Here is a 17,361-nt window from a genome sequence, read left to right on the forward strand (position 1 = left end):
GGGGGGGTGTTGGGTTGGTGGTCCTGTTCTAAAGCCGCAGCAGTCCTGCACACCGACCCCTCCGACCCGACACCGCACCCAACAGCCCCGCGCAGCGGACAACAGCCCGCCGCCAGGCGAAACGGCGCCGCACCCGGCAACGTACGAAGGGCCCGCGCCGCCAGGCGCAACGGCGGGAAAGCCAAAAACGTGGGAAGCCAAGCGCGTCAGCGCCGAGCGTGGCGCCCCCGCCCCTGCGCCCGCGCAGGGGTTTCCGCCGCGTCCACCGCGGCACCGGCCGGCTCCTTCTTCGCCTTGCCCCGTGCCCGCAGGAACTCGATGACGACCGGCACCACGGAGATCAGCACGATCGCCACAAGGATCACCTCGATGTTCTTGTGCACGAACTCGATGTTGCCCAGCGCGGCGCCCAGCAGCGTCACGCCGGCCCCCCACAACGTTCCCCCGATGACGTTGAAGGTGATGAAGGAGCGGTACTGCATCCCACTCACGCCCGCGATGATCGGCGTGAAGGTCCGGACGATCGGTACGAACCGGGCCAGGATCAGCGACTTCGGACCGTGCTTCTCGAAGAAGGCGTGCGCCTTCTCCACGTTCTCCTGCTTGAACAGCCGGGAGTCGGGCCGGCTGAAGAGCGACGGGCCGACCTTGCGGCCGAAGAGATAGCCGGCCTGGTCGCCCAGCACCGCTGCCAGCACCACCAGCGTGCACACCAGCCACAGCGGCTTGTCGATCTTGTTCGTCGTCACCATCAGACCGGTGGTGAACAGCAGCGAGTCCCCGGGCAGGAAGAAGCCGATCAGCAGCCCCGACTCCGCGAAGACAATGAGCAGGACGCCGATCAGGCCGAAAGTCGTGATCAAGTAGTCCGAGTTCAGCCACTGGGGGCCGAGCGCGAGAGTATTCACGGGGTGAAGGCTCCTGGGTCGAGGGCGCCCGGCTCGCGCGGTGCGACGAGCGGAAGCGGGGGTGCAGGCGCAGTGTGCGGCCCAAAGCTATCAACGGAATATGACGCCCAGCGGTTCCAGGCGTAGCCCCGGCCCCCGGCCCCGGGCCGCCCCGGCCACCGGCGTCGAGCGCCCGCCACCAGCCCCGCCACCGCCGCCCCAGCCCCCTCTCCACCCGACCGCCCCCGACCGCTGGCCGCCCCCGCCGGCCCGGGTGATCCTGGCCGGAAGGACAGGAGGTGCGGACCATGGGCATCGAGGAGTACGGCGGCGGACAGCAGGCGCAGGCCGACGTCCTGGTCGTGACGACCAACGACGTACCGGGGTTTCACGTGAAACACGTCATCGGCGAGGTCTTCGGCCTCACCGTGCGCTCCCGGCACCTGGGCAGCCAGATCGGCGCCGGCCTGAAGTCGATGATCGGCGGCGAGCTGCGCGGCCTGACCAAGACCCTCGTCCAGACCCGCAACCAGGCCATGGAACGTCTGGTGGATCAGGCCCGCTCCCGCGGCGCGAACGCGGTCCTGATGTTCCGCTTCGATGTCACCGAGGCCGCCGACGTCGGCACCGAGGTCTGCGCCTACGGCACGGCCGTGGTGGTGGAACCCCAGGGCTGACCGACGACAGCGCCGCCTACGTCGCTTCACCGGCACCCCGGCGCCCCTCACACGTTCCGCACCGCGTTCGCCAGCATCGCGTCCCGCAGGTACTCCGCGAGCCCCGGCCGGATCGCCTCATAGGTGGCGGTGAACCGCTCGTCCGCGACGTACATCTCGCCGAGCCCGGTGTGGATCTCGTAGGTGCAGTCGTAGTACGCCTGGCCGATGAACCGCCGGTGCTCTTCGGCGACGTCCATCGCCGCCTCGGAGTCCGCCGGCACCCCCTGCCCGAGCAGCTCCGCCATCCTGCGGTGGATGGCGTCGAACTCCGCCGTCAGCCGCTTCCAGTCGTCCTTGGTGTACGCGGCCGTCCGGCGCTGCGACTCCTTGTAGGCGTCGGTGCCGCCCCAGCGCTCCGCCGCCTCGTCGGCGTACTGGTCGGGGTCGAAGTCGCCGAAGACCTCGAACTTCTCCTCCGGTGTGAGCCGTACGTTCATCCTGCGTGCCTCCATGGCGTGTTCGACGGCGGCGGCCATCTTCTGGAGCGTCCCGATCCGCGCGGTCAACAGTGCGTGCTGACGCCGCAGGTGCGCCTGCGGGTCCGCGTCCGGGTCGTCCAGGAGGGCCGCCACCTCGTCGAGCGGAAAGCCCAGTTCCCGGTAGAACAGGATCTGCTGGAGCCGGTCCAGGTCGTCGTCGCCGTAGCGCCGGTGCCCCGCGTGACTGCGTTCGCCGGGCACCAGCAGTCCGATCTCGTCGTAGTGGTGCAAGGTGCGCACCGTGACTCCGGCGAAACCGGCGACCTGGCCTACCGAATAGCTCACTTCCGCTCCCTCGTCGGTCATCGGTACGTGCTTCACGCTGGCTCCTCACGCCACGTGAGGTGCAAGTCCGGATTCTGAAAGCCCGATGAGGCCGGGGGTCGGCGGGTGAGATCCTCCGCGCATGCTGGGAATAACGGATCTGTCCACGTATCTGGCGGGCCTCGCCCTGATTGTTCTGCTGCCGGGGCCGAATTCGCTCTACGTCGTCTCGGTGGCCGCCCGACGCGGCCGCCGGGTGGCGTACCGGGCCGCGGCGGGCGTGCTGTGCGGCGACACCGTGCTGATGACGCTGTCGGCGGGCGGGGTGGCCTCGCTGCTGAAGGCCAGCCCGGTGCTGTTCGGCATCGTGAAGTTCGCCGGCGCGGGCTATCTGACGTGGCTGGCGGTCGGGATGCTGCGCGGCGCCTGGTCCCTGTGGCGCGGCGGCCGCGCGTCGCGCCAGGCCGTGCGGGACGGGTCGGCGGAGCAGCCGGCCGGAACGGCCCCCACGGAGCCCGGCGCGGCACCGAAGGCCACCGTCGAGCGGCCGTTCCGCCGGGCGCTGGTGGTCAGCCTGCTCAATCCGAAGGCGATCCTGTTCTTCATCTCCTTCTTCGTGCAGTTCGTGGACCCCTCGTACGCGCACCCGGTGCTGTCGTTCTTGACCCTCGGCGCCTGGGCGCAGCTCTTCAGCTTCAGCTACCTCTCGCTGCTGATCTTCAGCGGCACGTACCTGGCGGCGACCTTCCGCCGCCGCAAGCGGCTGGCCGCCGGACTCTCCGCGGGCGCCGGCGCCGCCTTCCTCGGTTTCGCCGCGAAGCTGTCACTGGCCAGCACGAGCTGACCACTACGGGGCGGTGCCCGCGCGGTGCCGCCCCTCAGCCGGGCCGGGTCCACAGGGGCCCGGCCCGGTCGCGCTTCCACTGGGCGAACCCTGGAGGCCACGCACCCCGTATGCCCCTATTGTCGGGTTCCAGGAGGTGCGTCCATGCCCGTGCACGACGTCAACGTCGCCGTCATCTACTACTCGTCGACCGGCACCATCGCCGAGCTGGCCCGGCTGATCGCCGACGCCGCCGAGCGCGCGGGCGCCGACGTACGGCTGCGCCGGGTCGCCGAACTCGCCCCGCAGTCCGCCATCGACGCCAACCCGGCCTGGGCGGCCAACGTCACCGCCACCGCCGACATCCTGGAGGCGACCCACGACGACATGCTCTGGGCGGACGCGGTGCTCTTCGGCACCCCCACCCGCTTCGGCAACGTGACGTCCCAGCTCAAGCAGTTCATGGACACCCTGGGCGGCCTCTGGCAACAGGGCCGACTGGCCGACAAGGTCTACAGCGGCTTCACCGCCTCCGCCACCAAGCACGGCGGTCAGGAGTCCACCCTCCTGGCGCTGTACAACACCGTCCACCACTTCGGCGGCATCCTCATCGCCCCCGGCTACACCGACCCGGCGAAGTTCACCGACGGCAATCCCTACGGCACCTCGCACGTCGGCGGCCCGGACACCCCGGTCGACGCCGACGCCCGCACCGCCGCCCGCATCCAGGCGGAGCGCGTGGTGCGGTTCACCAAAGCCATCAAAGCCGGTCTGGCCGCCACGAGTTGACGAAAGGCCGCAGTAGATGACCCTCCACAAAGGCGGCTCCGAACGGGTCCGCGAACGCCGGCGGCACCCGGTGAACCCCTTCTACGGCGAGGCCGACCCGGTAGCCGGGATGGAAACCGCTCCCCCGCGATACACCCTCCCCGAAGGCCCGATCTCCCCGCACAACGCCTACCAGTTCGTCCACGACGAGCTGATGCTGGACGGCAATGCCCGGCTCAACCTCGCCACCTTCGTCACGACCTGGATGGAGCCGCAGGCCGACGTCCTGATGTCGGAGTGCCGGGACAAGAACATGATCGACAAGGACGAGTACCCGCGCACCGCCGAACTGGAGCGGCGCTGCGTGGCGATGCTCGCCAACCTCTGGCACGCCCCCGACCCGGCCGCCGCCATGGGCTGTTCCACCACCGGCTCCAGCGAAGCCTGCATGCTCGCCGGCATGGCCCTCAAGCGCCGCTGGGCCAAGCGCAACCAGGACCGCTATCCCGCCGCCGTCCGGCCCAACCTCGTCATGGGCGCCAACGTCCAGGTCTGCTGGGAGAAGTTCTGCAACTTCTGGGAGGTCCAGGCCCGCCAGGTCCCCATGGAGGGCGACCGCTTCCACCTCGACGCGGACTCCGCCGCCGCGCTCTGCGACGAGAACACCATCGGCGTCGTCGCCGTCCTGGGCTCGACCTTCGACGGCTCCTACGAGCCGGTGGCGGAGATCTGCGCGGCGCTCGACGCACTCCAGGAACGCACCGGCCTGGACGTCCCGGTCCACGTGGACGGCGCCTCCGGCGGCATGATCGCGCCGTTCCTCGACCCCGACGTGGTGTGGGACTTCCGCCTCCCCCGGGTCGCCTCCATCAACACCTCCGGCCACAAGTACGGCCTGGTCTACCCCGGCGTCGGCTGGGCGCTCTGGCGCGACCAGGACGCGCTCCCGGAGGAGTTGGTCTTCCGCGTCAACTACCTGGGCGGCGACATGCCGACCTTCGCCCTCAACTTCTCCCGCCCCGGCGCCCAGGTCGCCGCCCAGTACTACACCTTCCTGCGACTGGGCCGGGAGGGCTTCCGCGCCGTCCAACAGGCCACCCGCGACGTGGCCTGCTCGATGGCCGAACAGATCGGCGCGCTGGGCGACTTCCGGCTGCTCACCCAGGGCGACCAACTGCCGGTCTTCGCCTTCACCACCGCCGACCACGTCACGTCCTTCGACGTCTTCGACGTGTCCCGACGCATGAAGGAACGCGGCTGGCTGCTTCCCGCCTACACCTTCCCGCCCAACCGCCAGGACCTCTCCGTCCTGCGCGTGGTCTGCCGCAACGGCTTCTCGCTGGACCTCGCCGACAACTTCGTGGCCGACCTGGAACAGCTGCTCACGGAACTCCGCCGGCAATCCGCCCCGTTGGACCGCCCGCAGAACGTCGCCACCGCCTTCCACCACTGACGGCCGCGGGGCCCGGGCGCCCCGTCGTCAGCCGGCGCCCGACCCCGCCTCGTCGCCGGCCCCGCCCCGCGTCGCGTACGGGTTCGGCTGCCCGTCCGCGAGCACCCCCACGAACGGCTCGCCCTCGCCGGCGAAGACGTACGCCCCGCCCTCGATCCGCTCGATCAGTCCGCGGGTCCACTCCGCGCCACTGTCCGCCGCGTGTACCCACATGTGCATGATCTCGCCGATATGACCGAACTGTTCGGGCCCGCCCTCGGGCATGTAGTACGAGGTGACCGAGGTCCGCCACTCCGTGATCGCCCGCACCCGCTCCTTGAGCAGCGCCACCGCCTCGTCCCGCGGCAGATCGACGATGAAGCCGATACCGGCGCTCAGCACGTCGGTCTTGGGGTCGCGCTCCGCCAGCGCCGCCCGCAGCAGCCGGAAGTACTCCTCCTCGCCCGCCGGGGTCAGCTCGTACTCGGTGCGCGGCGGACCGCCGGCGGTGCTCGGCGCGATGTCATGGGCGTGCAGCAGTCCCTGCTTCGCCATCTGTTTGAGCGCGTGGTAGATCGACCCCGGCTTGGCGTTGGACCACTCGTGCGCGCCCCAGTACTCCAGGTCGTTGCGGACCTGATAGCCGTGCGCCCGGCCGTGCTGCCGCACGGCCCCCAGCACCAGCAGCCGGATCGCCGACATCGCCACCCCAATCCCGGAACGCATCCCGCACGCGCCCTGCCGCCAGCCTAGGGCCTGTCGGCTACCCCTCCCGGGCCGTCCGCTCCTCGTCCACCAGCGTGGAGGCCGTCTTGCCGTCCAGGGATTCCCGGACGATGTCGGCATGGCCCGCATGCTGAGCAGCCTCCTCGATCAGGTGCAGCATCAGCCAGCGCATCGACCGCCGGGCGTCCTTCGGGGCCCACGGAGCCGGGGGCAGCGGGAAGGTGTCGTCGAGGCTCGGCACGGAGCGGATGAAGCTCTCCGTCTCGGCCGCGACCTTGTCCCAGAACTCCAGCATCCCCGCGACGGTCTCGCCGTCCTGCAACTGGAAGCCCAGGTGCCAGGTGCTCTGATCGAGCACAACGGCGTGCTCCCGCTGCTGCGCGATGTCCAGCCAGCGCTGCTCGACCTGCGCGACGTGCTTGACCAGCCCGCCCAGTGACAGCTCACTGGCGCTCGGCCGCCTCTTCGCCTGCTCGTCGGTCAGCCCCAGGACCGCCCGCCGCAGCCCGCCGCGCTGCGCCTCCAGGAAGGCCAGCAGCGCCCCGCGCTCGTCACCGGCGGCCTCGGCCGTAACAAGAATGGGCATGGATTCCGCCTTTCGTCACGCCAGCGGCAGGGCGCCGCGGGCTGGCCGGCACCGACCCTTCCGGCCGTTGCCCGACCTCACCAACACTACGGAGCAGGTAGGACAGTTCATGTCCTAGATCCCCCGCGGACCGACGAACCGGCGGACCGTTCACGTAACGCGCCGGATTCCCGCCCCGCCTCAGAGCGGGAACGGCGACCGCCCGTGCTGGATGGACACCCACTTCTGCGTCGTGAACGCCTCGACCGTGGACTCGCCGTTCAGCCGCCCGATACCGGAGAACTTCTCCCCGCCGAACGCCACCTGCGGCTCGTCGTGCACCGTCCCGTCGTTGACGTGGACCATCCCGGTCTCGATCCGCTGGGCGATCCGTGCCCCGCGCTCCACATTGGCCGTGTGCACCGCACCGCTGAGCCCGTACGGGGTGTCGTTGGCGATCCGCACCGCCTCGTCCTCGCCCTCGAACGGCACCAGCAGCGCCACCGGCCCGAACAGCTCCTGGCCGTGCAGGGCCGAGTCCGCGGGCAGCCCGGCCAGCACGCTCGGCTCGACGAGGTTGCCCTCCGTACGGCCCCGCAGCAGCGCCGTGGCCCCTTCGGCTATCGCCCGGTCGACCAGCGAGGTCAGCGCCTCCGCCTGGAAGGTGTTGATCAGCGGACCGATCTGGGTGCGCGGATCACGCGGGTCACCGGTCCGCAGCGCCGCCACCTTCGCCACGAACTTCTCGGTGAACTCGGCCTCCACCGCGCGGTCCAGCAGCACCCGGTTGGCCGCCATACAGACCTGCCCCTGATAGACGAACCGGCTGAAGACCGCGGCGTCCACCGCGTAGTCCACGTCGGCGTCGTCCATCACGATCAGCGCGCTGTTGCCGCTGAGTTCGAGGACCACCCGCTTGAAGTGCCCGGCGCTGACCGCCGCGACGTGCCGGCCGACCTTGTCCGAGCCGGCGAACGAGATCACCCGAGGCACCGGGTGCTCGATCAGCGCGTCCCCGATCTCCGCGATGTCGGTGATCAGCACGTTGAGCAGGCCGTCCGGCAGCCCGGCTTCCTGGAACAGCTTGGCGATCAGCCCACCGCCGGAGATCGGGGCGTTCTGGTTGGGCTTGACGACCACGGCATTGCCCAGCGCCAGCGCCGGCGCCACGGACTTCATGGAGATCAGGAACGGGAAGTTGAACGGGCTGATCACGCCGATGACCCCGACCGGCCGGGTGTAGACGCGGTTCTCCTTGCCGTCCACCGGCGAGGGCAGTATCCGGCCCTGCGGCCGCAGGGCCAGCTGGATCGCCTCGCGGACGAACTCCTTGGCGAGCCGGACCTCGTACTCGGCCTTGATGCGGGTGCCGCCCAGTTCGAGGACGAGCGCCTCGACGATCTCGTCCTCGCGCTCCTCGATCAGCCGCAGCAGTCGCTCGGTGACCCGCCGCCGTTCGTAGGGGTTCCGCAGTGCCCAGTCCCGCTGCGCCCGCTCGGCGGCGCGGTAGGCCGCATCGACCTGGTCCACGCCGGCGACCGTGATCGACGCCAGCTTTTCCTGGTCGTAGGGGTTGAAATCGATGATGTCCCACGAGCCGCTGCCGGCCCGCCATTCACCGTCGATGAACTGGTAGGCCAGGTCTGCGAAGAAGGACATGGCATCCCTACTCTGTGCGGCACTGCTTCTGCGGGGGGGGGCTGATCCAGCGTCATCCTACTGCCGGGTCAAGCGAGTTGGAGTAGACCACGCAGAAGATCCCTGGTCGCGGAGGGATCCGGGCTGTCCTCCTGCAACCGCTCCATCGCCCGCTCGTACTGCGCGACCTCCTCCGGCTTGTCCACATAGAGGGCGCTGGTGAGCTGCTCCAGATAGACGACGTCGGAGAGATCGGACTCCGGGAAGCGCAGCATGGTGAACGCACCGCTCTCCCCCGCATGCCAGCCGAAGTTGAACGGCACCACCTGGAGCCGCACATTGGGCCGCTCCGAGATGTCGATCAGATGCTTCAACTGCCCCCGCATCACCGCCCGTCCGCCGTACTGGCGGCGCAGCGCCGCCTCGTCCAGGACGCAGTGCAACTGTGGCGCGCGTTCCGAGATGAGCAGCTTCTGCCGCTCCTGGCGCAGCGCGACCCGGCGTTGGACGTCGGCGGCCGACGCACCCGACATACCGCCGGACACCACGGCGTGCGCGTACTCCTCGGTCTGCAACAGCCCGTGGACGAACTGGACTTCGTAGACACGGAGGAGCGATGCGGCTCCTTCCAGGCCCACATACGTCTGGAACCATCCGGGAAGCACATCGCTGTAACTGTGCCACCAGCCCGCGACGTTCGCCTCCTTGGCCAGTGAAAGCAGCGCCTCGCGCTCCTGCTCGTCGCTCACGCCGTAGAGCGTGAGGAGATCTGCGACATCGCGTGCCTTGAAGCTCACCCTGCCCAACTCCATGCGGCTGATCTTCGATTCGGACGCACGGATCGAGTAGCCGGCCGCTTCACGGGTTATCCCGCGCGACTCACGCAGCCGGCGGAGCTGGGATCCGAGCAGGATCCGCCGCACCACCGACCCGCCCGACTCACTTGCGGACACCTCTCTGACCCTCCTGTGACCCCACCCCGTCCAACAGTGGGCCGCAGTCTGCCACGTTCAGGCTTCGTTGAGTGCTCATGTGGTTACTGATATGTGCGGCCCCCGCAAGCCCTCCACAAGAAATCATAGGAAGAATACGGCGCTTATGCGTCCAGCCCTACGCAATCGCGTCAGCTGCACGTGCATCTGCCCTTGCATCTGCCCTACGCATTGGGAACCATGGGCGTCGCACGCATGCACGCTCGTGAAAGATCCGCCAGATCCCCGGCTGACCGGCCTGGGTCATGACGTCCGCGAACGCCAGGAGTGCCTCGCATGGGGACCAAGGTTTCGACCATGCTCGATTTCGAGCCGTTATGGCAGGGCTTCCCTCCCATCGACCCCTTGGCCGTCTCCGGATCCGTGTCCTGCCCGCTCCCGCCCCGTTACGAATCGGTCGGCGGCGCCCGCAAGTTCACCCGCGAAACGCTCATCGGCTGGGACCTGGAAGATCTCTTCGACGGCGTCGCCCTGGTGGTCTCCGAGCTCGTCACCAACGCCCTGCGGCACGCGGTCCTCGCCGCCCCGGAGCACCCCGGATTCGGCGCGGACTTCACCGACACCTGTCTGCCCGCCCGGCTCCATCTGATGCGGTGGTCCTCCCGGCTGGTGTGCGCGGTACGGGACCCCAGCGACGCCTCACCGGAGGCCGGCGAGGCGGACTCCGCCGACGAGTCGGGCCGCGGGCTCTATCTGGTGGACTCCTTCAGCGACAGCTGGGGCTGGCACCGGCTGTCCGGAAGCCGGCACGGCAAGATCGTGTGGGCCCTCTTCCGGCTGCCGTGACGGCCGCCGCACGGCCCGCACCGCCCATCCGACCGCCCTCATGCATCGGGCGCCCGCTCTTTCGCGGGCGCCCGTTTTCCGTGTCCGCGCCGTAGGGACCGGCGCCGGAACCGCCGTGCGCTCAGTCGCGGACCAGGTGGTCGAACTCCCCGTCCTTGACGCCCAGCAGCATCGCCTCGACCTCGGCCGGCGTGTAGACCAGCGCCGGGCCGTCCGGGAAACGGGAATTGCGCACCGCTATGTCACCCCCGGGCAGCTTCGCGAATTCCACGCAGGAGCCCTGGGAGTTGCTGTGTTGGCTCTTCTGCCATGCCACATCGCGGAGATCCGTTGCGGCCATGCCGTTGTATGCGTGGGGCACAGGGCTCTCCCGGTGGTGAACGCGGTGGAAAACGGTGTCAACTGCCCGGGATCATAGCTGCGTTCACATGCAGTTGCATGCGCAGATGCACGTGCACGACAGGGGGTGCCGAGCCGGTCACATTTTGTTGAGCACCTTCCCCGAACCTTCCGTCACAATCGACCGCCGGCCGCCCCCCTGATGCGGTGCGCCTGCACCTGGTACGGGTCATCGGGATCCAAGCCCTCGTGGACGAGGAAGAGACGCGTGCCGCGGCCTTCGGGTTCCAAGGTCCAGGTGAGGGTCCGGTCGGCGCGGTCGCCCTGCCCCTCGTCGGCGTCCCGCCAGCGCCGCCGCAGCGTCCTTCCCCAAGCTCTTAAGGAGCAGGGGAGACCCCACCGACTCGTAGGCGACGCCCTCGGCGACGACCGTGCCGGAGAAGTTGGTGTTCGGTCGGGGCAGCGTCCGCATCTCGATGGGGGTCCCTCCCTGCTCTTTAAGAGCTTGGGGGAGGTGGCCGACCTCCAGCCGAAAATCGCCGGGCAGCATCCACCGTGCGAGCAACTCCGGCTCGGCCAGCGCCCGCCAGACCTTCGGTGGGGCCCCTGCTCCTTAAGAGCTTGGCCGAGGATGTGGCAGGAAGTGGTCGAGGCGGATCGTCGTCGCGCAGCAGGCGGAGCACCCCGGCGCCGGCTGCCGGGGGCGCCGCCCCCGCGGGCCTTGCGTCACCGCGAGGAGTACGGCAACAGCGCCATCTCCCGGGCGTTCTTGATCGCGCGGGACAGCTGTCGCTGCTGCTGGGCGGTGACCCTGGTTACCCGACGGCTCCGAATCTTGCCGCGGTCCGAGAGGAACTTCCGCAGCAGATCGGTGTCCTTGTAATCGATGTACGTGATCCCGGCCGCGTCCAGCGGGTTGGGGCGGGGGGCGGCCGTACGCCGCGAGTCGTTCCGACGGGGCATGGCAAAGCTTCCTTCTACGGGCGGAGGGACTGGTTCCGGGCGGGAAAACGACCGGTTCCCGAGTGGCTCGGTACGGGCCGGCGACCTACCGCCCCAACGGGCGGCCCGGCGTCACGACATCACGACACAGGGTCGAGCAGAACGTCGAAGGCCGGCGGCAGGGCCTTCCAGACCGCCGGACCGCCCGCGTACTCGGCATCGCTGAGCAGGCAGGACTCCAACAGGGCGCGGAGCCCGTCGCGGTCCAGTCCGGGCGAGGTGAAGGTCAGGTACTGGCCCCGGTCGCCGTGCTCGGGGTGCCAGTCCAGCGCGGCGGCCGCCCGGCGCACCGGCGGCACCAGCTCCCAGGCGGCGTCCGGCAGCGCGGCCAGCCACGGCCCGGCGTTCTCCACGCACAGCGCACCACCCGCGGCGTCCCAGTGCAGCAAGGTGTCCGGCCGGTCGGCCAGCCAGAACCGCCCCCGGCTGCGCACCGCCGCACAGGTCAGGTCCTCCAGGGCCGCGTAGAGCCGCTCCGGATGGAAGGGCCGGGCGCCGCGCCAGACGCACGTGGTCACACCGGCCGCCTCGGCCTCCTGCGGCAGCAGCGCACAGGCCGGGTGCTGCCGGCTCGCGGCGGCCTCCACGTCGAAGCCGGCCAGCGCGGCGGCGGCCAGCTCCTCGGAGTCCACGGCCACCTGGCGCGCCATCGGGTGCAGCTGCGCCAGCAGCGCGTGATCGGCGTCGTCCGCGGCCTCCTCCCCCGTGGCCAGCGCCAGCACCGGCGCGTACTCCAACTGCCGGGCCCAGGTGTCGGCGACCGTCCGCTGGTCGGAGGCGGCGGCCGCCAGCCCGGCCTCGGCCAGGTCGTCACCGCAGCCGAGGTAGGGCAGCAGCAGCGCCGGATCGACCGCCGTGATCACGCCGGTCAGCGCCAGGTTCGCGCTGCCGCACGAGGTGACCACCTCGGCCATCGCCTTCGGCTCGACCGAGTCCCACAGCTCGACGATCGCCAGCCGGCAGGTCCGGCCGGCGGCCAGCCGCTCCAGCTCGGGCACCAGGTCCTCGCGCAGCGCACAGCAGGCGCAGTCGTTGACCAGCGGCGCCTCCCCGGTGTCCAGCGTGCCGCCGGCGTCGCGGACGGTGCGCCGCACGGTGCCGTCGGCCGCGGAGGCGAGGTCGTGGTGGAGGGCGACGCTGCCGGGGACGGTCCGCAGCAGCCGCTCTACGGCGGCCCGCCGGGCGTCCGCGTGCAGCCCGCCCACCAGCACGACGCTCAGCTGCTCCATCAGCGGGCCCCGCGCTTGCCGTACCGGCGCTCGAACCGCTCGACCCGGCCGGCGGTGTCCAGCACCCGGGCGGCGCCCGTGTAGAAGGGGTGGCTCGCCGAGGAGATCTCGACGTCGATGACGGGATAGCTGTTCCCGTCCTCCCACTCGATCGTCTTGTCGCTCGTCGCCGTCGAGCGGGTCAGGAAGGCGAAGTCCCCGGCCCGGTCGCGGAAGACGACGGGCTCGTAGGCGGGGTGGATTCCGGACTTCATCAGGCTCAGCGCTCCTCTCGGAAGGTGACGTGCCGCCCGACGACCGGGTCGTACTTGCGCAGTTCCAGGCGGTCGGGGTCGTTGCGGCGGTTCTTGCGGGTGACGTACGTGAACCCGGTGCCGGCGGTGGACCGGAGTTTGACGACCGGGCGTATTTCGTTGCGGGCCATGCCAGGTAGTATACGCAAATGGTTTCCATTTTCAATAAGCCCTCAGAGGGCCCGACCACCGAAGGGACCGCACCATGTCCGCCCACTGCCAGCTGACCGGCCGCAAGCCGGGCTTCGGCAAGACCATCTCCCACTCGCACCGCCGCACCTCACGGCGCTTCGACCCCAACGTCCAGCGCAAGCGCTACTGGCTGGAGAGCGAGGGCCGCCACATCCGGCTCACCCTCAGCGCCAAGGCGATCAAGACCATCGACGCGATCGGCATCGAGGCCGCCGTCGCCCGCATCCGCGCCCAGGGGGAGAAGGTCTGATGGCCAAGAAGAGCAAGATCGCGGGGAACGAGCGACGCCGCGCCACGGTCGCCCGCTACGCCGCCCGCCGAGCCGTCCTCAAGGCCGTCATCCGCGACCCGCGCGCCTCCGACGAGGAGCGCACCACCGCCCAGCGGGAGCTGTCCCGCCAGCCGCGGGACGCCAGCGCCACCCGCGTCCGCAACCGCGACAGCGTCGACGGCCGTCCGCGCGGCTACCTCCGCGCCTTCGGCCTCTCCCGGATCAACCTCCGCGACCAGGCGCACAAGGGCTACCTACCGGGGGTCACCAAGTCCAGCTGGTGACCCCCGCCCCGGCTGCCTGCCCCCGGGCGCGACCCCTGGGCCGGGCAGCCGGGCCGTTCGGGTAATACTGGTCAGACCCCCGCTGGCACCCTGACGAAAGCGAGAGCGCCCATGCTGCGCAACGCCCTGGAGCCCTGGCACCTGATCCTGATCCTGGCCGTCCTCGTGCTGGTCTTCGGGTCCAAGAAGCTCCCCGACATGGCACGCGGCCTCGGCCGTTCGATGCGCATCCTCAAGTCGGAGGTCAAGGCCCTCAAGGACGAGCACCCCACCGAGGCCGCCGGCGCGGAGCAGCCCGCCGGCCACTGACCCGGCCCGCCCGCACCGCGCTCAGTGGTCGCCGCCCTCGTCGATCAGCCGCCGCACCTCGCGGTCGATCAACCCCAGCCGGGCCTCCGCGACCAACGGCACCGCCCTGCGCTGCCGGCGCGCCTCGGACGGATCGATCTCCACGGTGACCAGCGCCGTCTCCCACTTGGGCGCCTGGGCCACCACCGCGCCCCGCGGGTCCACCACCCGCGAGCCGCCCCAGAACGACGCCCCGTGCTCGTTGCCGACCCGGTTGACGAAGACCACCCAGCACTGCAACATCCGCGCCGTATAGGACAGCAGCGTGTCCCAATACAGCCCGGTGTCCATCGCCTCCGGGTCCAGGCTCGCCGCACTGTTGGTCGGCACGAACAACACCTCGGCCCCGTCCTGCACCGCCAGCCACGGCAACACCGGCTGCCAGGCGTCGTTGCACACCAACGTCGCCCCCCGCCCCCCGCTCGCCGACTTCGGCAGGTCGTACGCCCGCATCGACTGCCCCGGACTGACGTGCTTGCGCTCCTCCCACGCCAGGTAGTTCGGCAGGTAGAGCTTGCGGTGCGCATGGGTCAGCGCCCCGTCCGCGTAGTACGCGGACGTGTTGTACGCCCGCAGGCTGGTGTGCTCGTGGAAGCCGACCAGCACATCCGGCCCCAGACTGCTCAGCTCCCGCACCCGTGGATCGCCCGCCTCAATGGACTCGTCCCGCTTGAGCGCCCCCAAGTGATAGCCGTGCAGGCTGAGTTCGGGAAACACGACGAGCTCCGCCCCCTGGACCGCCGCCTGCTCGATCTGCTCCCGGGCGACCCGGAGGTTCTCCGCCACGTCCCCCAACACACAGTCCGTCTGCGCCAGCGCGATCAGCATGCCCCACTCCCCCTCGATTAATTACCTCTAATAGCTTTTACGTGCTTTCTACCGATTCTTCCCCGAACATCCGGTTAAGACGCATCCCACCAACGAGCGAAAGAACGATCCTTCCCGTGCCGGGCACCTCCATCACGCGTTGATCCGCACGATCCGTCGTACCCCCGGGCGACTTCCAGCCGCAGCTCCGCCCGGCACCAGCGGTACGACGGCCGCGGTCGGGACGTCCGGCGCCCTCGGCGTCGCCCCGGCCGAGCGGCCCCGGCCGAGCGGCCCCGGCCGAGCGGCCCGCCGCACCCGCTCGGCCGGCCGCCGAGCCCCTGGATGCCGCTCGCCTCACCCCCGACGCTTACGGGCCCGGTGCAGCAGCACCGCCCCACCGAGCACCAGCCCGCCGCCGGCACCGGCGACCAGCCCCAGCCGCTGCGCCCCGGTGGACGCCAGCAGCGCCTCCCCCGCAGACTTCCCGGCCCGAGCCACCGCACCCATCCGAGGATCATGATCGGTACGCACCCGCACGCCCCGCCGGGCTTCCCCCTCGGGCGCCCCGGCCTGCTGCTGGCTCTGGTGCTTCTCCGGCCCCGTCGCGCGCCGCACCGGGGCGGCCCGGTGGCCCTCCGGCGGGCGCCCGACCAGCGGCGGCCGCGGGGACGCGGAACCGTTCCCGCACCCGTTCCCCATGGCAGGGCTCAACAGCCCCACCCCGTCGACCGCGTTGCCACACGCAGCGATCGGAGCGCGCACCTCCACCTTGACCGAGTTCCCGGACAGCACCCCGGGAGAATCCGCTGCACCCCCCTGCGCACCGGCGTCCGCGAACACCGAACCGGCGCCCACCCCGAGCACACCCGATGCCACCGCAACGAGCACGTATGCCTTCAGGCTCTGTCGCATGTCCCCTCACTCCACAGTCCTCGCGCACGGACGCCCCGCCCGCGCCCCCGTGGTGCTCGCACGACCGGGCGGCCGACGGCGCATACGCCCGCCGGCCGCCCGGTGTCGCAAGCAGTGAATCGGCCGAGGCCGTTTGCCGTCAGCGGTTCTTGACCCCGTTGCCCGAGAGGATCGGAATGTCGTCCACGATGTGCGACAGCGCCTCGTCGCCCTTGGCCTGCGTCGAGTTCTTGGCGCACTGCTGGTTCTGCGGCGAGGACAGGACATTGATGTCCTGCACCGTGATCGGAATTCCGCCGAGCAGCGAGCCGATGTTCGCCTTGGTGGGCAGGCCGACGCACAGGTCGTTCAGGCTGCCCTGCAGGAGCCCGAGCTGGGTGCTGCGCTTGCCGTGCGTCTTGGAGTTTCCGTATACGGATTTGGCGCCGTTACCGTTGACGGTGCTCGTGCCGTTATGGTCACCGACCGCCAGAGCCTCCTGAGCCGCCGCGGCCGAAATTCCGAAGAGCGACGCCGAGATCGCCGCGGCCGCCATCATCTGCTTCATCGCGCTAAACCCTTCAGGAGAAGGAACTCCCGGCACGGGAGCCCTGTTCCGACAACAGACCGCGGCCGCCCGAGTTCCGCACCGTCACCCGAATAGATGGTGATCAGCCTCCCGAAAATACCTCCGATGCGCTACAGGGGCCCGGAAAATCACAAGGAAATCTCCCGGACCCCGTACTCATTTCCGCCCGGCATGCCAATGCCCTGGCGGCCCCATCCGTCTCGCAAGGGCATTGGCATGCATCCCTCCACACGCTCTCATAACGAGCACGCCAAACCCTCGGCAGTCACGAGCGAATAACAATCCAAAAACCAGTGGCGCAACAAAACAAAAACCCGGACCACCCAGACTCAGAAATCTGGGCGGCCGGGCATCAGCGACCCGATCAGCGGTTGCGCACGCCGTTCGCGGAGAGGACCGGGATGTCGTCCAGGATGTGCGACAGCGCCTCGTCACCCTTGGCCTGCGTGGAGTTCTCGGTGCACTGCTGGTTCTGCGGCGAGGACAGGACGTTGATGTCCTGCACCGAGACCGGAACCACGCCGGCCAGCGAACCGATGTTCGCCTTGGCGGGCAGCCCCACGCAGGGCTTGTTGAGCGAGCCCTGGATCAGTCCGATCTGCGGGCTCATGTAGCCGTACGTGGTCGAGTTCCCGAAGAACTGCTTCGCACCATTGCCGTTGACCGACGACGTACCGTGCTGGTTACCCGTGGCCATCGCCTGGGGGGCGACGGCTGCGGCTACCCCAACAATGGAAGCAGCCGCAGTTGCGGTTGCCAGAGCCTTCTTGATCATCGTTGGTCCTTCGCGCTTCAGAATGCCCTTGGGCCGGGAAATCTGACCAACTCACAAGAGGGCATCTAGTGGCGCCCATTCACTCAAATGAGCTGATTATCCTGAGCTCCTCTTGCCGATCAGGAATCCCGTCCGAAATTGAGCAACCGCGATTCACCATCCGGACCAGGATCGCCCTCGGATATCGCTCGAAGCACACACAGTCGATCCGGCGGCTGACGCTCAGCACAGCCGCACCGGATTCCCCGGGCGATCCCCT

General features: G+C 69.8%; 23 protein-coding genes. 8 read left to right on the plus strand and 15 right to left on the minus strand.

Annotation, left to right across the window (positions count from 1 at the left end; genetic code table 11):
* Positions 1 to 206 precede the first annotated feature (206 nt).
* A complete protein-coding gene (locus tag ACFVT2_RS00005) occupies positions 207 to 908 on the minus strand; it encodes a DedA family protein (protein ID WP_390010304.1) in 702 nt (233 codons plus the stop codon).
* A gap of 287 nt (positions 909 to 1,195) precedes the next feature.
* On the opposite strand from ACFVT2_RS00005, the gene ACFVT2_RS00010 reads away from it, so the two are divergent.
* A complete protein-coding gene (locus ACFVT2_RS00010; protein ID WP_390010306.1) occupies positions 1,196 to 1,564 on the plus strand; it encodes a YbjQ family protein in 369 nt (122 codons plus the stop codon).
* A 47-nt stretch (positions 1,565 to 1,611) separates the two neighbouring features.
* Here ACFVT2_RS00010 and ACFVT2_RS00015 read toward each other — a convergent pair whose 3' ends face one another.
* On the minus strand, positions 1,612 to 2,370 hold the full coding sequence (locus ACFVT2_RS00015) for a MerR family transcriptional regulator (RefSeq protein WP_390011185.1): 759 nt from the start codon (positions 2,368 to 2,370) through the stop codon (positions 1,612 to 1,614).
* Between the two features lie 121 nt (positions 2,371 to 2,491).
* Here ACFVT2_RS00015 and leuE point away from each other — a divergent pair, with 121 nt between their 5' ends.
* The 3 genes from leuE (at position 2,492) to ACFVT2_RS00030 (ending at position 5,393) form a co-directional block, all read left to right on the plus strand.
* The gene (leuE, locus tag ACFVT2_RS00020) at positions 2,492 to 3,193 is read left to right on the plus strand and encodes a leucine efflux protein LeuE (RefSeq protein ID WP_390010308.1); all 702 of its coding nucleotides are present in this window, start codon (positions 2,492 to 2,494) and stop codon (positions 3,191 to 3,193) included.
* A 144-nt stretch (positions 3,194 to 3,337) separates the two neighbouring features.
* Positions 3,338 to 3,961 (plus strand): NAD(P)H:quinone oxidoreductase, encoded by a 624-nt coding sequence (gene wrbA, locus ACFVT2_RS00025; protein WP_390010310.1) that lies wholly within the window; start codon positions 3,338 to 3,340, stop codon positions 3,959 to 3,961.
* Between the two features lie 16 nt (positions 3,962 to 3,977).
* Positions 3,978 to 5,393, plus strand: coding sequence for a glutamate decarboxylase (locus tag ACFVT2_RS00030; protein WP_390010312.1), 1,416 nt, complete (start codon positions 3,978 to 3,980; stop codon positions 5,391 to 5,393).
* Positions 5,394 to 5,420: 27 nt separating this feature from the next.
* Here the strand turns inward: ACFVT2_RS00030 and ACFVT2_RS00035 are convergent, their stop codons facing one another.
* The 4 genes from ACFVT2_RS00035 to ACFVT2_RS00050 all read right to left on the minus strand — a co-directional run bounded on the left by ACFVT2_RS00035 (position 5,421) and on the right by ACFVT2_RS00050 (position 9,254).
* Positions 5,421 to 6,074, minus strand: a complete 654-nt coding sequence (locus ACFVT2_RS00035; protein WP_390011187.1) for a PadR family transcriptional regulator — start codon at positions 6,072 to 6,074, stop codon at positions 5,421 to 5,423.
* 61 nt (positions 6,075 to 6,135) lie between these two features.
* A complete protein-coding gene (locus ACFVT2_RS00040; RefSeq protein ID WP_390010314.1) occupies positions 6,136 to 6,684 on the minus strand; it encodes a DinB family protein in 549 nt (182 codons plus the stop codon).
* Positions 6,685 to 6,864: 180 nt separating this feature from the next.
* Positions 6,865 to 8,322 carry an aldehyde dehydrogenase family protein gene (locus tag ACFVT2_RS00045; protein WP_390010316.1) on the minus strand — a complete coding sequence of 486 codons (1,458 nt, stop codon included), beginning with the start codon at positions 8,320 to 8,322 and terminating at the stop codon, positions 6,865 to 6,867.
* Between the two features lie 68 nt (positions 8,323 to 8,390).
* On the minus strand, positions 8,391 to 9,254 hold the full coding sequence (locus tag ACFVT2_RS00050; RefSeq protein WP_390010318.1) for a helix-turn-helix domain-containing protein: 864 nt from the start codon (positions 9,252 to 9,254) through the stop codon (positions 8,391 to 8,393).
* Between the two features lie 315 nt (positions 9,255 to 9,569).
* On the opposite strand from ACFVT2_RS00050, the gene ACFVT2_RS00055 reads away from it, so the two are divergent.
* The gene (locus tag ACFVT2_RS00055) at positions 9,570 to 10,079 is read left to right on the plus strand and encodes an ATP-binding protein (RefSeq protein WP_390010319.1); all 510 of its coding nucleotides are present in this window, start codon (positions 9,570 to 9,572) and stop codon (positions 10,077 to 10,079) included.
* Between the two features lie 121 nt (positions 10,080 to 10,200).
* Here ACFVT2_RS00055 and ACFVT2_RS00060 read toward each other — a convergent pair whose 3' ends face one another.
* From ACFVT2_RS00060 to rpmG, 5 genes are all read right to left on the minus strand, one after another.
* Complete coding sequence (locus ACFVT2_RS00060; RefSeq protein ID WP_390010321.1) at positions 10,201 to 10,440, minus strand: DUF397 domain-containing protein; 240 nt, start codon at positions 10,438 to 10,440, stop codon at positions 10,201 to 10,203.
* A 704-nt stretch (positions 10,441 to 11,144) separates the two neighbouring features.
* On the minus strand, positions 11,145 to 11,381 hold the full coding sequence (gene rpsR, locus ACFVT2_RS00065) for a 30S ribosomal protein S18 (protein ID WP_390010323.1): 237 nt from the start codon (positions 11,379 to 11,381) through the stop codon (positions 11,145 to 11,147).
* 119 nt (positions 11,382 to 11,500) lie between these two features.
* A complete protein-coding gene (locus tag ACFVT2_RS00070) occupies positions 11,501 to 12,649 on the minus strand; it encodes a CobW family GTP-binding protein (RefSeq protein WP_390010324.1) in 1,149 nt (382 codons plus the stop codon).
* Positions 12,649 to 12,903, minus strand: a complete 255-nt coding sequence (locus ACFVT2_RS00075; protein ID WP_390010326.1) for a type B 50S ribosomal protein L31 — start codon at positions 12,901 to 12,903, stop codon at positions 12,649 to 12,651. The genes ACFVT2_RS00070 and ACFVT2_RS00075 overlap by 1 nt, the downstream gene beginning before the upstream one ends.
* 5 nt (positions 12,904 to 12,908) lie before the next feature.
* The gene (gene rpmG / locus ACFVT2_RS00080) at positions 12,909 to 13,073 is read right to left on the minus strand and encodes a 50S ribosomal protein L33 (RefSeq protein ID WP_100604806.1); all 165 of its coding nucleotides are present in this window, start codon (positions 13,071 to 13,073) and stop codon (positions 12,909 to 12,911) included.
* 74 nt (positions 13,074 to 13,147) lie between these two features.
* Between rpmG and rpmB the strand changes: the two genes are divergently transcribed.
* From rpmB to tatA, 3 genes are all read left to right on the plus strand, one after another.
* Positions 13,148 to 13,384 (plus strand): 50S ribosomal protein L28, encoded by a 237-nt coding sequence (gene rpmB / locus ACFVT2_RS00085; RefSeq protein WP_390010328.1) that lies wholly within the window; start codon positions 13,148 to 13,150, stop codon positions 13,382 to 13,384.
* Positions 13,384 to 13,689, plus strand: coding sequence for a 30S ribosomal protein S14 (rpsN, locus tag ACFVT2_RS00090; protein WP_390010330.1), 306 nt, complete (start codon positions 13,384 to 13,386; stop codon positions 13,687 to 13,689). The genes rpmB and rpsN overlap by 1 nt, the downstream gene beginning before the upstream one ends.
* A 111-nt stretch (positions 13,690 to 13,800) precedes the next feature.
* On the plus strand, positions 13,801 to 13,998 hold the full coding sequence (tatA, locus tag ACFVT2_RS00095; RefSeq protein WP_390010332.1) for a Sec-independent protein translocase subunit TatA: 198 nt from the start codon (positions 13,801 to 13,803) through the stop codon (positions 13,996 to 13,998).
* Positions 13,999 to 14,019: 21 nt separating this feature from the next.
* On the opposite strand, the gene ACFVT2_RS00100 is transcribed toward tatA, so the two are convergent.
* From ACFVT2_RS00100 to ACFVT2_RS00115, 4 genes are all read right to left on the minus strand, one after another.
* Entirely contained in the window at positions 14,020 to 14,865 is an 846-nt protein-coding gene (locus ACFVT2_RS00100) for a nitrilase-related carbon-nitrogen hydrolase (RefSeq protein WP_390010334.1), read from the minus strand.
* A 336-nt stretch (positions 14,866 to 15,201) separates the two neighbouring features.
* Entirely contained in the window at positions 15,202 to 15,759 is a 558-nt protein-coding gene (locus ACFVT2_RS00105; protein WP_390010336.1) for a chaplin family protein, read from the minus strand.
* Between the two features lie 139 nt (positions 15,760 to 15,898).
* Positions 15,899 to 16,306: a rodlin gene (locus ACFVT2_RS00110; protein ID WP_390010338.1), complete on the minus strand. Its 408-nt coding sequence runs from the start codon at positions 16,304 to 16,306 to the stop codon at positions 15,899 to 15,901.
* A gap of 385 nt (positions 16,307 to 16,691) precedes the next feature.
* The gene (locus ACFVT2_RS00115) at positions 16,692 to 17,102 is read right to left on the minus strand and encodes a rodlin (RefSeq protein WP_390010340.1); all 411 of its coding nucleotides are present in this window, start codon (positions 17,100 to 17,102) and stop codon (positions 16,692 to 16,694) included.
* Positions 17,103 to 17,361: the final 259 nt, after the last annotated feature.

Origin of the sequence: Streptomyces sp. NPDC058000, assembly GCF_042886435.1 — a bacterium.
Lineage (GTDB): Bacteria > Actinomycetota > Actinomycetes > Streptomycetales > Streptomycetaceae > Streptomyces.

What these genes read in the sequence shown, in the direction of transcription:
- ACFVT2_RS00010 (WP_390010306.1), top strand. Translation starts at nt 1,196, where the DNA reads ATGGGCATCGAGGAGTACGGCGGCGGACAGCAGGCGCAGGCCGACGTC.
- ACFVT2_RS00040 (WP_390010314.1), bottom strand. Translation starts at nt 6,684, where the DNA reads ATGCCCATTCTTGTTACGGCCGAGGCCGCCGGTGACGAGCGCGGGGCG.
- rpmB (WP_390010328.1), top strand. Translation starts at nt 13,148, where the DNA reads ATGTCCGCCCACTGCCAGCTGACCGGCCGCAAGCCGGGCTTCGGCAAG.
- ACFVT2_RS00105 (WP_390010336.1), bottom strand. Translation starts at nt 15,759, where the DNA reads ATGCGACAGAGCCTGAAGGCATACGTGCTCGTTGCGGTGGCATCGGGT.
- ACFVT2_RS00045 (WP_390010316.1), bottom strand. Translation starts at nt 8,322, where the DNA reads ATGTCCTTCTTCGCAGACCTGGCCTACCAGTTCATCGACGGTGAATGG.
- ACFVT2_RS00035 (WP_390011187.1), bottom strand. Translation starts at nt 6,074, where the DNA reads ATGTCGGCGATCCGGCTGCTGGTGCTGGGGGCCGTGCGGCAGCACGGC.
- rpmG (WP_100604806.1), bottom strand. Translation starts at nt 13,073, where the DNA reads ATGGCCCGCAACGAAATACGCCCGGTCGTCAAACTCCGGTCCACCGCC.
- ACFVT2_RS00055 (WP_390010319.1), top strand. Translation starts at nt 9,570, where the DNA reads ATGGGGACCAAGGTTTCGACCATGCTCGATTTCGAGCCGTTATGGCAG.
- ACFVT2_RS00030 (WP_390010312.1), top strand. Translation starts at nt 3,978, where the DNA reads ATGACCCTCCACAAAGGCGGCTCCGAACGGGTCCGCGAACGCCGGCGG.
- ACFVT2_RS00075 (WP_390010326.1), bottom strand. Translation starts at nt 12,903, where the DNA reads ATGAAGTCCGGAATCCACCCCGCCTACGAGCCCGTCGTCTTCCGCGAC.
- ACFVT2_RS00070 (WP_390010324.1), bottom strand. Translation starts at nt 12,649, where the DNA reads ATGGAGCAGCTGAGCGTCGTGCTGGTGGGCGGGCTGCACGCGGACGCC.
- ACFVT2_RS00115 (WP_390010340.1), bottom strand. Translation starts at nt 17,102, where the DNA reads ATGATCAAGAAGGCTCTGGCAACCGCAACTGCGGCTGCTTCCATTGTT.
- ACFVT2_RS00110 (WP_390010338.1), bottom strand. Translation starts at nt 16,306, where the DNA reads ATGAAGCAGATGATGGCGGCCGCGGCGATCTCGGCGTCGCTCTTCGGA.
- tatA (WP_390010332.1), top strand. Translation starts at nt 13,801, where the DNA reads ATGCTGCGCAACGCCCTGGAGCCCTGGCACCTGATCCTGATCCTGGCC.
- rpsR (WP_390010323.1), bottom strand. Translation starts at nt 11,381, where the DNA reads ATGCCCCGTCGGAACGACTCGCGGCGTACGGCCGCCCCCCGCCCCAAC.
- leuE (WP_390010308.1), top strand. Translation starts at nt 2,492, where the DNA reads ATGCTGGGAATAACGGATCTGTCCACGTATCTGGCGGGCCTCGCCCTG.
- wrbA (WP_390010310.1), top strand. Translation starts at nt 3,338, where the DNA reads ATGCCCGTGCACGACGTCAACGTCGCCGTCATCTACTACTCGTCGACC.
- rpsN (WP_390010330.1), top strand. Translation starts at nt 13,384, where the DNA reads ATGGCCAAGAAGAGCAAGATCGCGGGGAACGAGCGACGCCGCGCCACG.
- ACFVT2_RS00100 (WP_390010334.1), bottom strand. Translation starts at nt 14,865, where the DNA reads ATGCTGATCGCGCTGGCGCAGACGGACTGTGTGTTGGGGGACGTGGCG.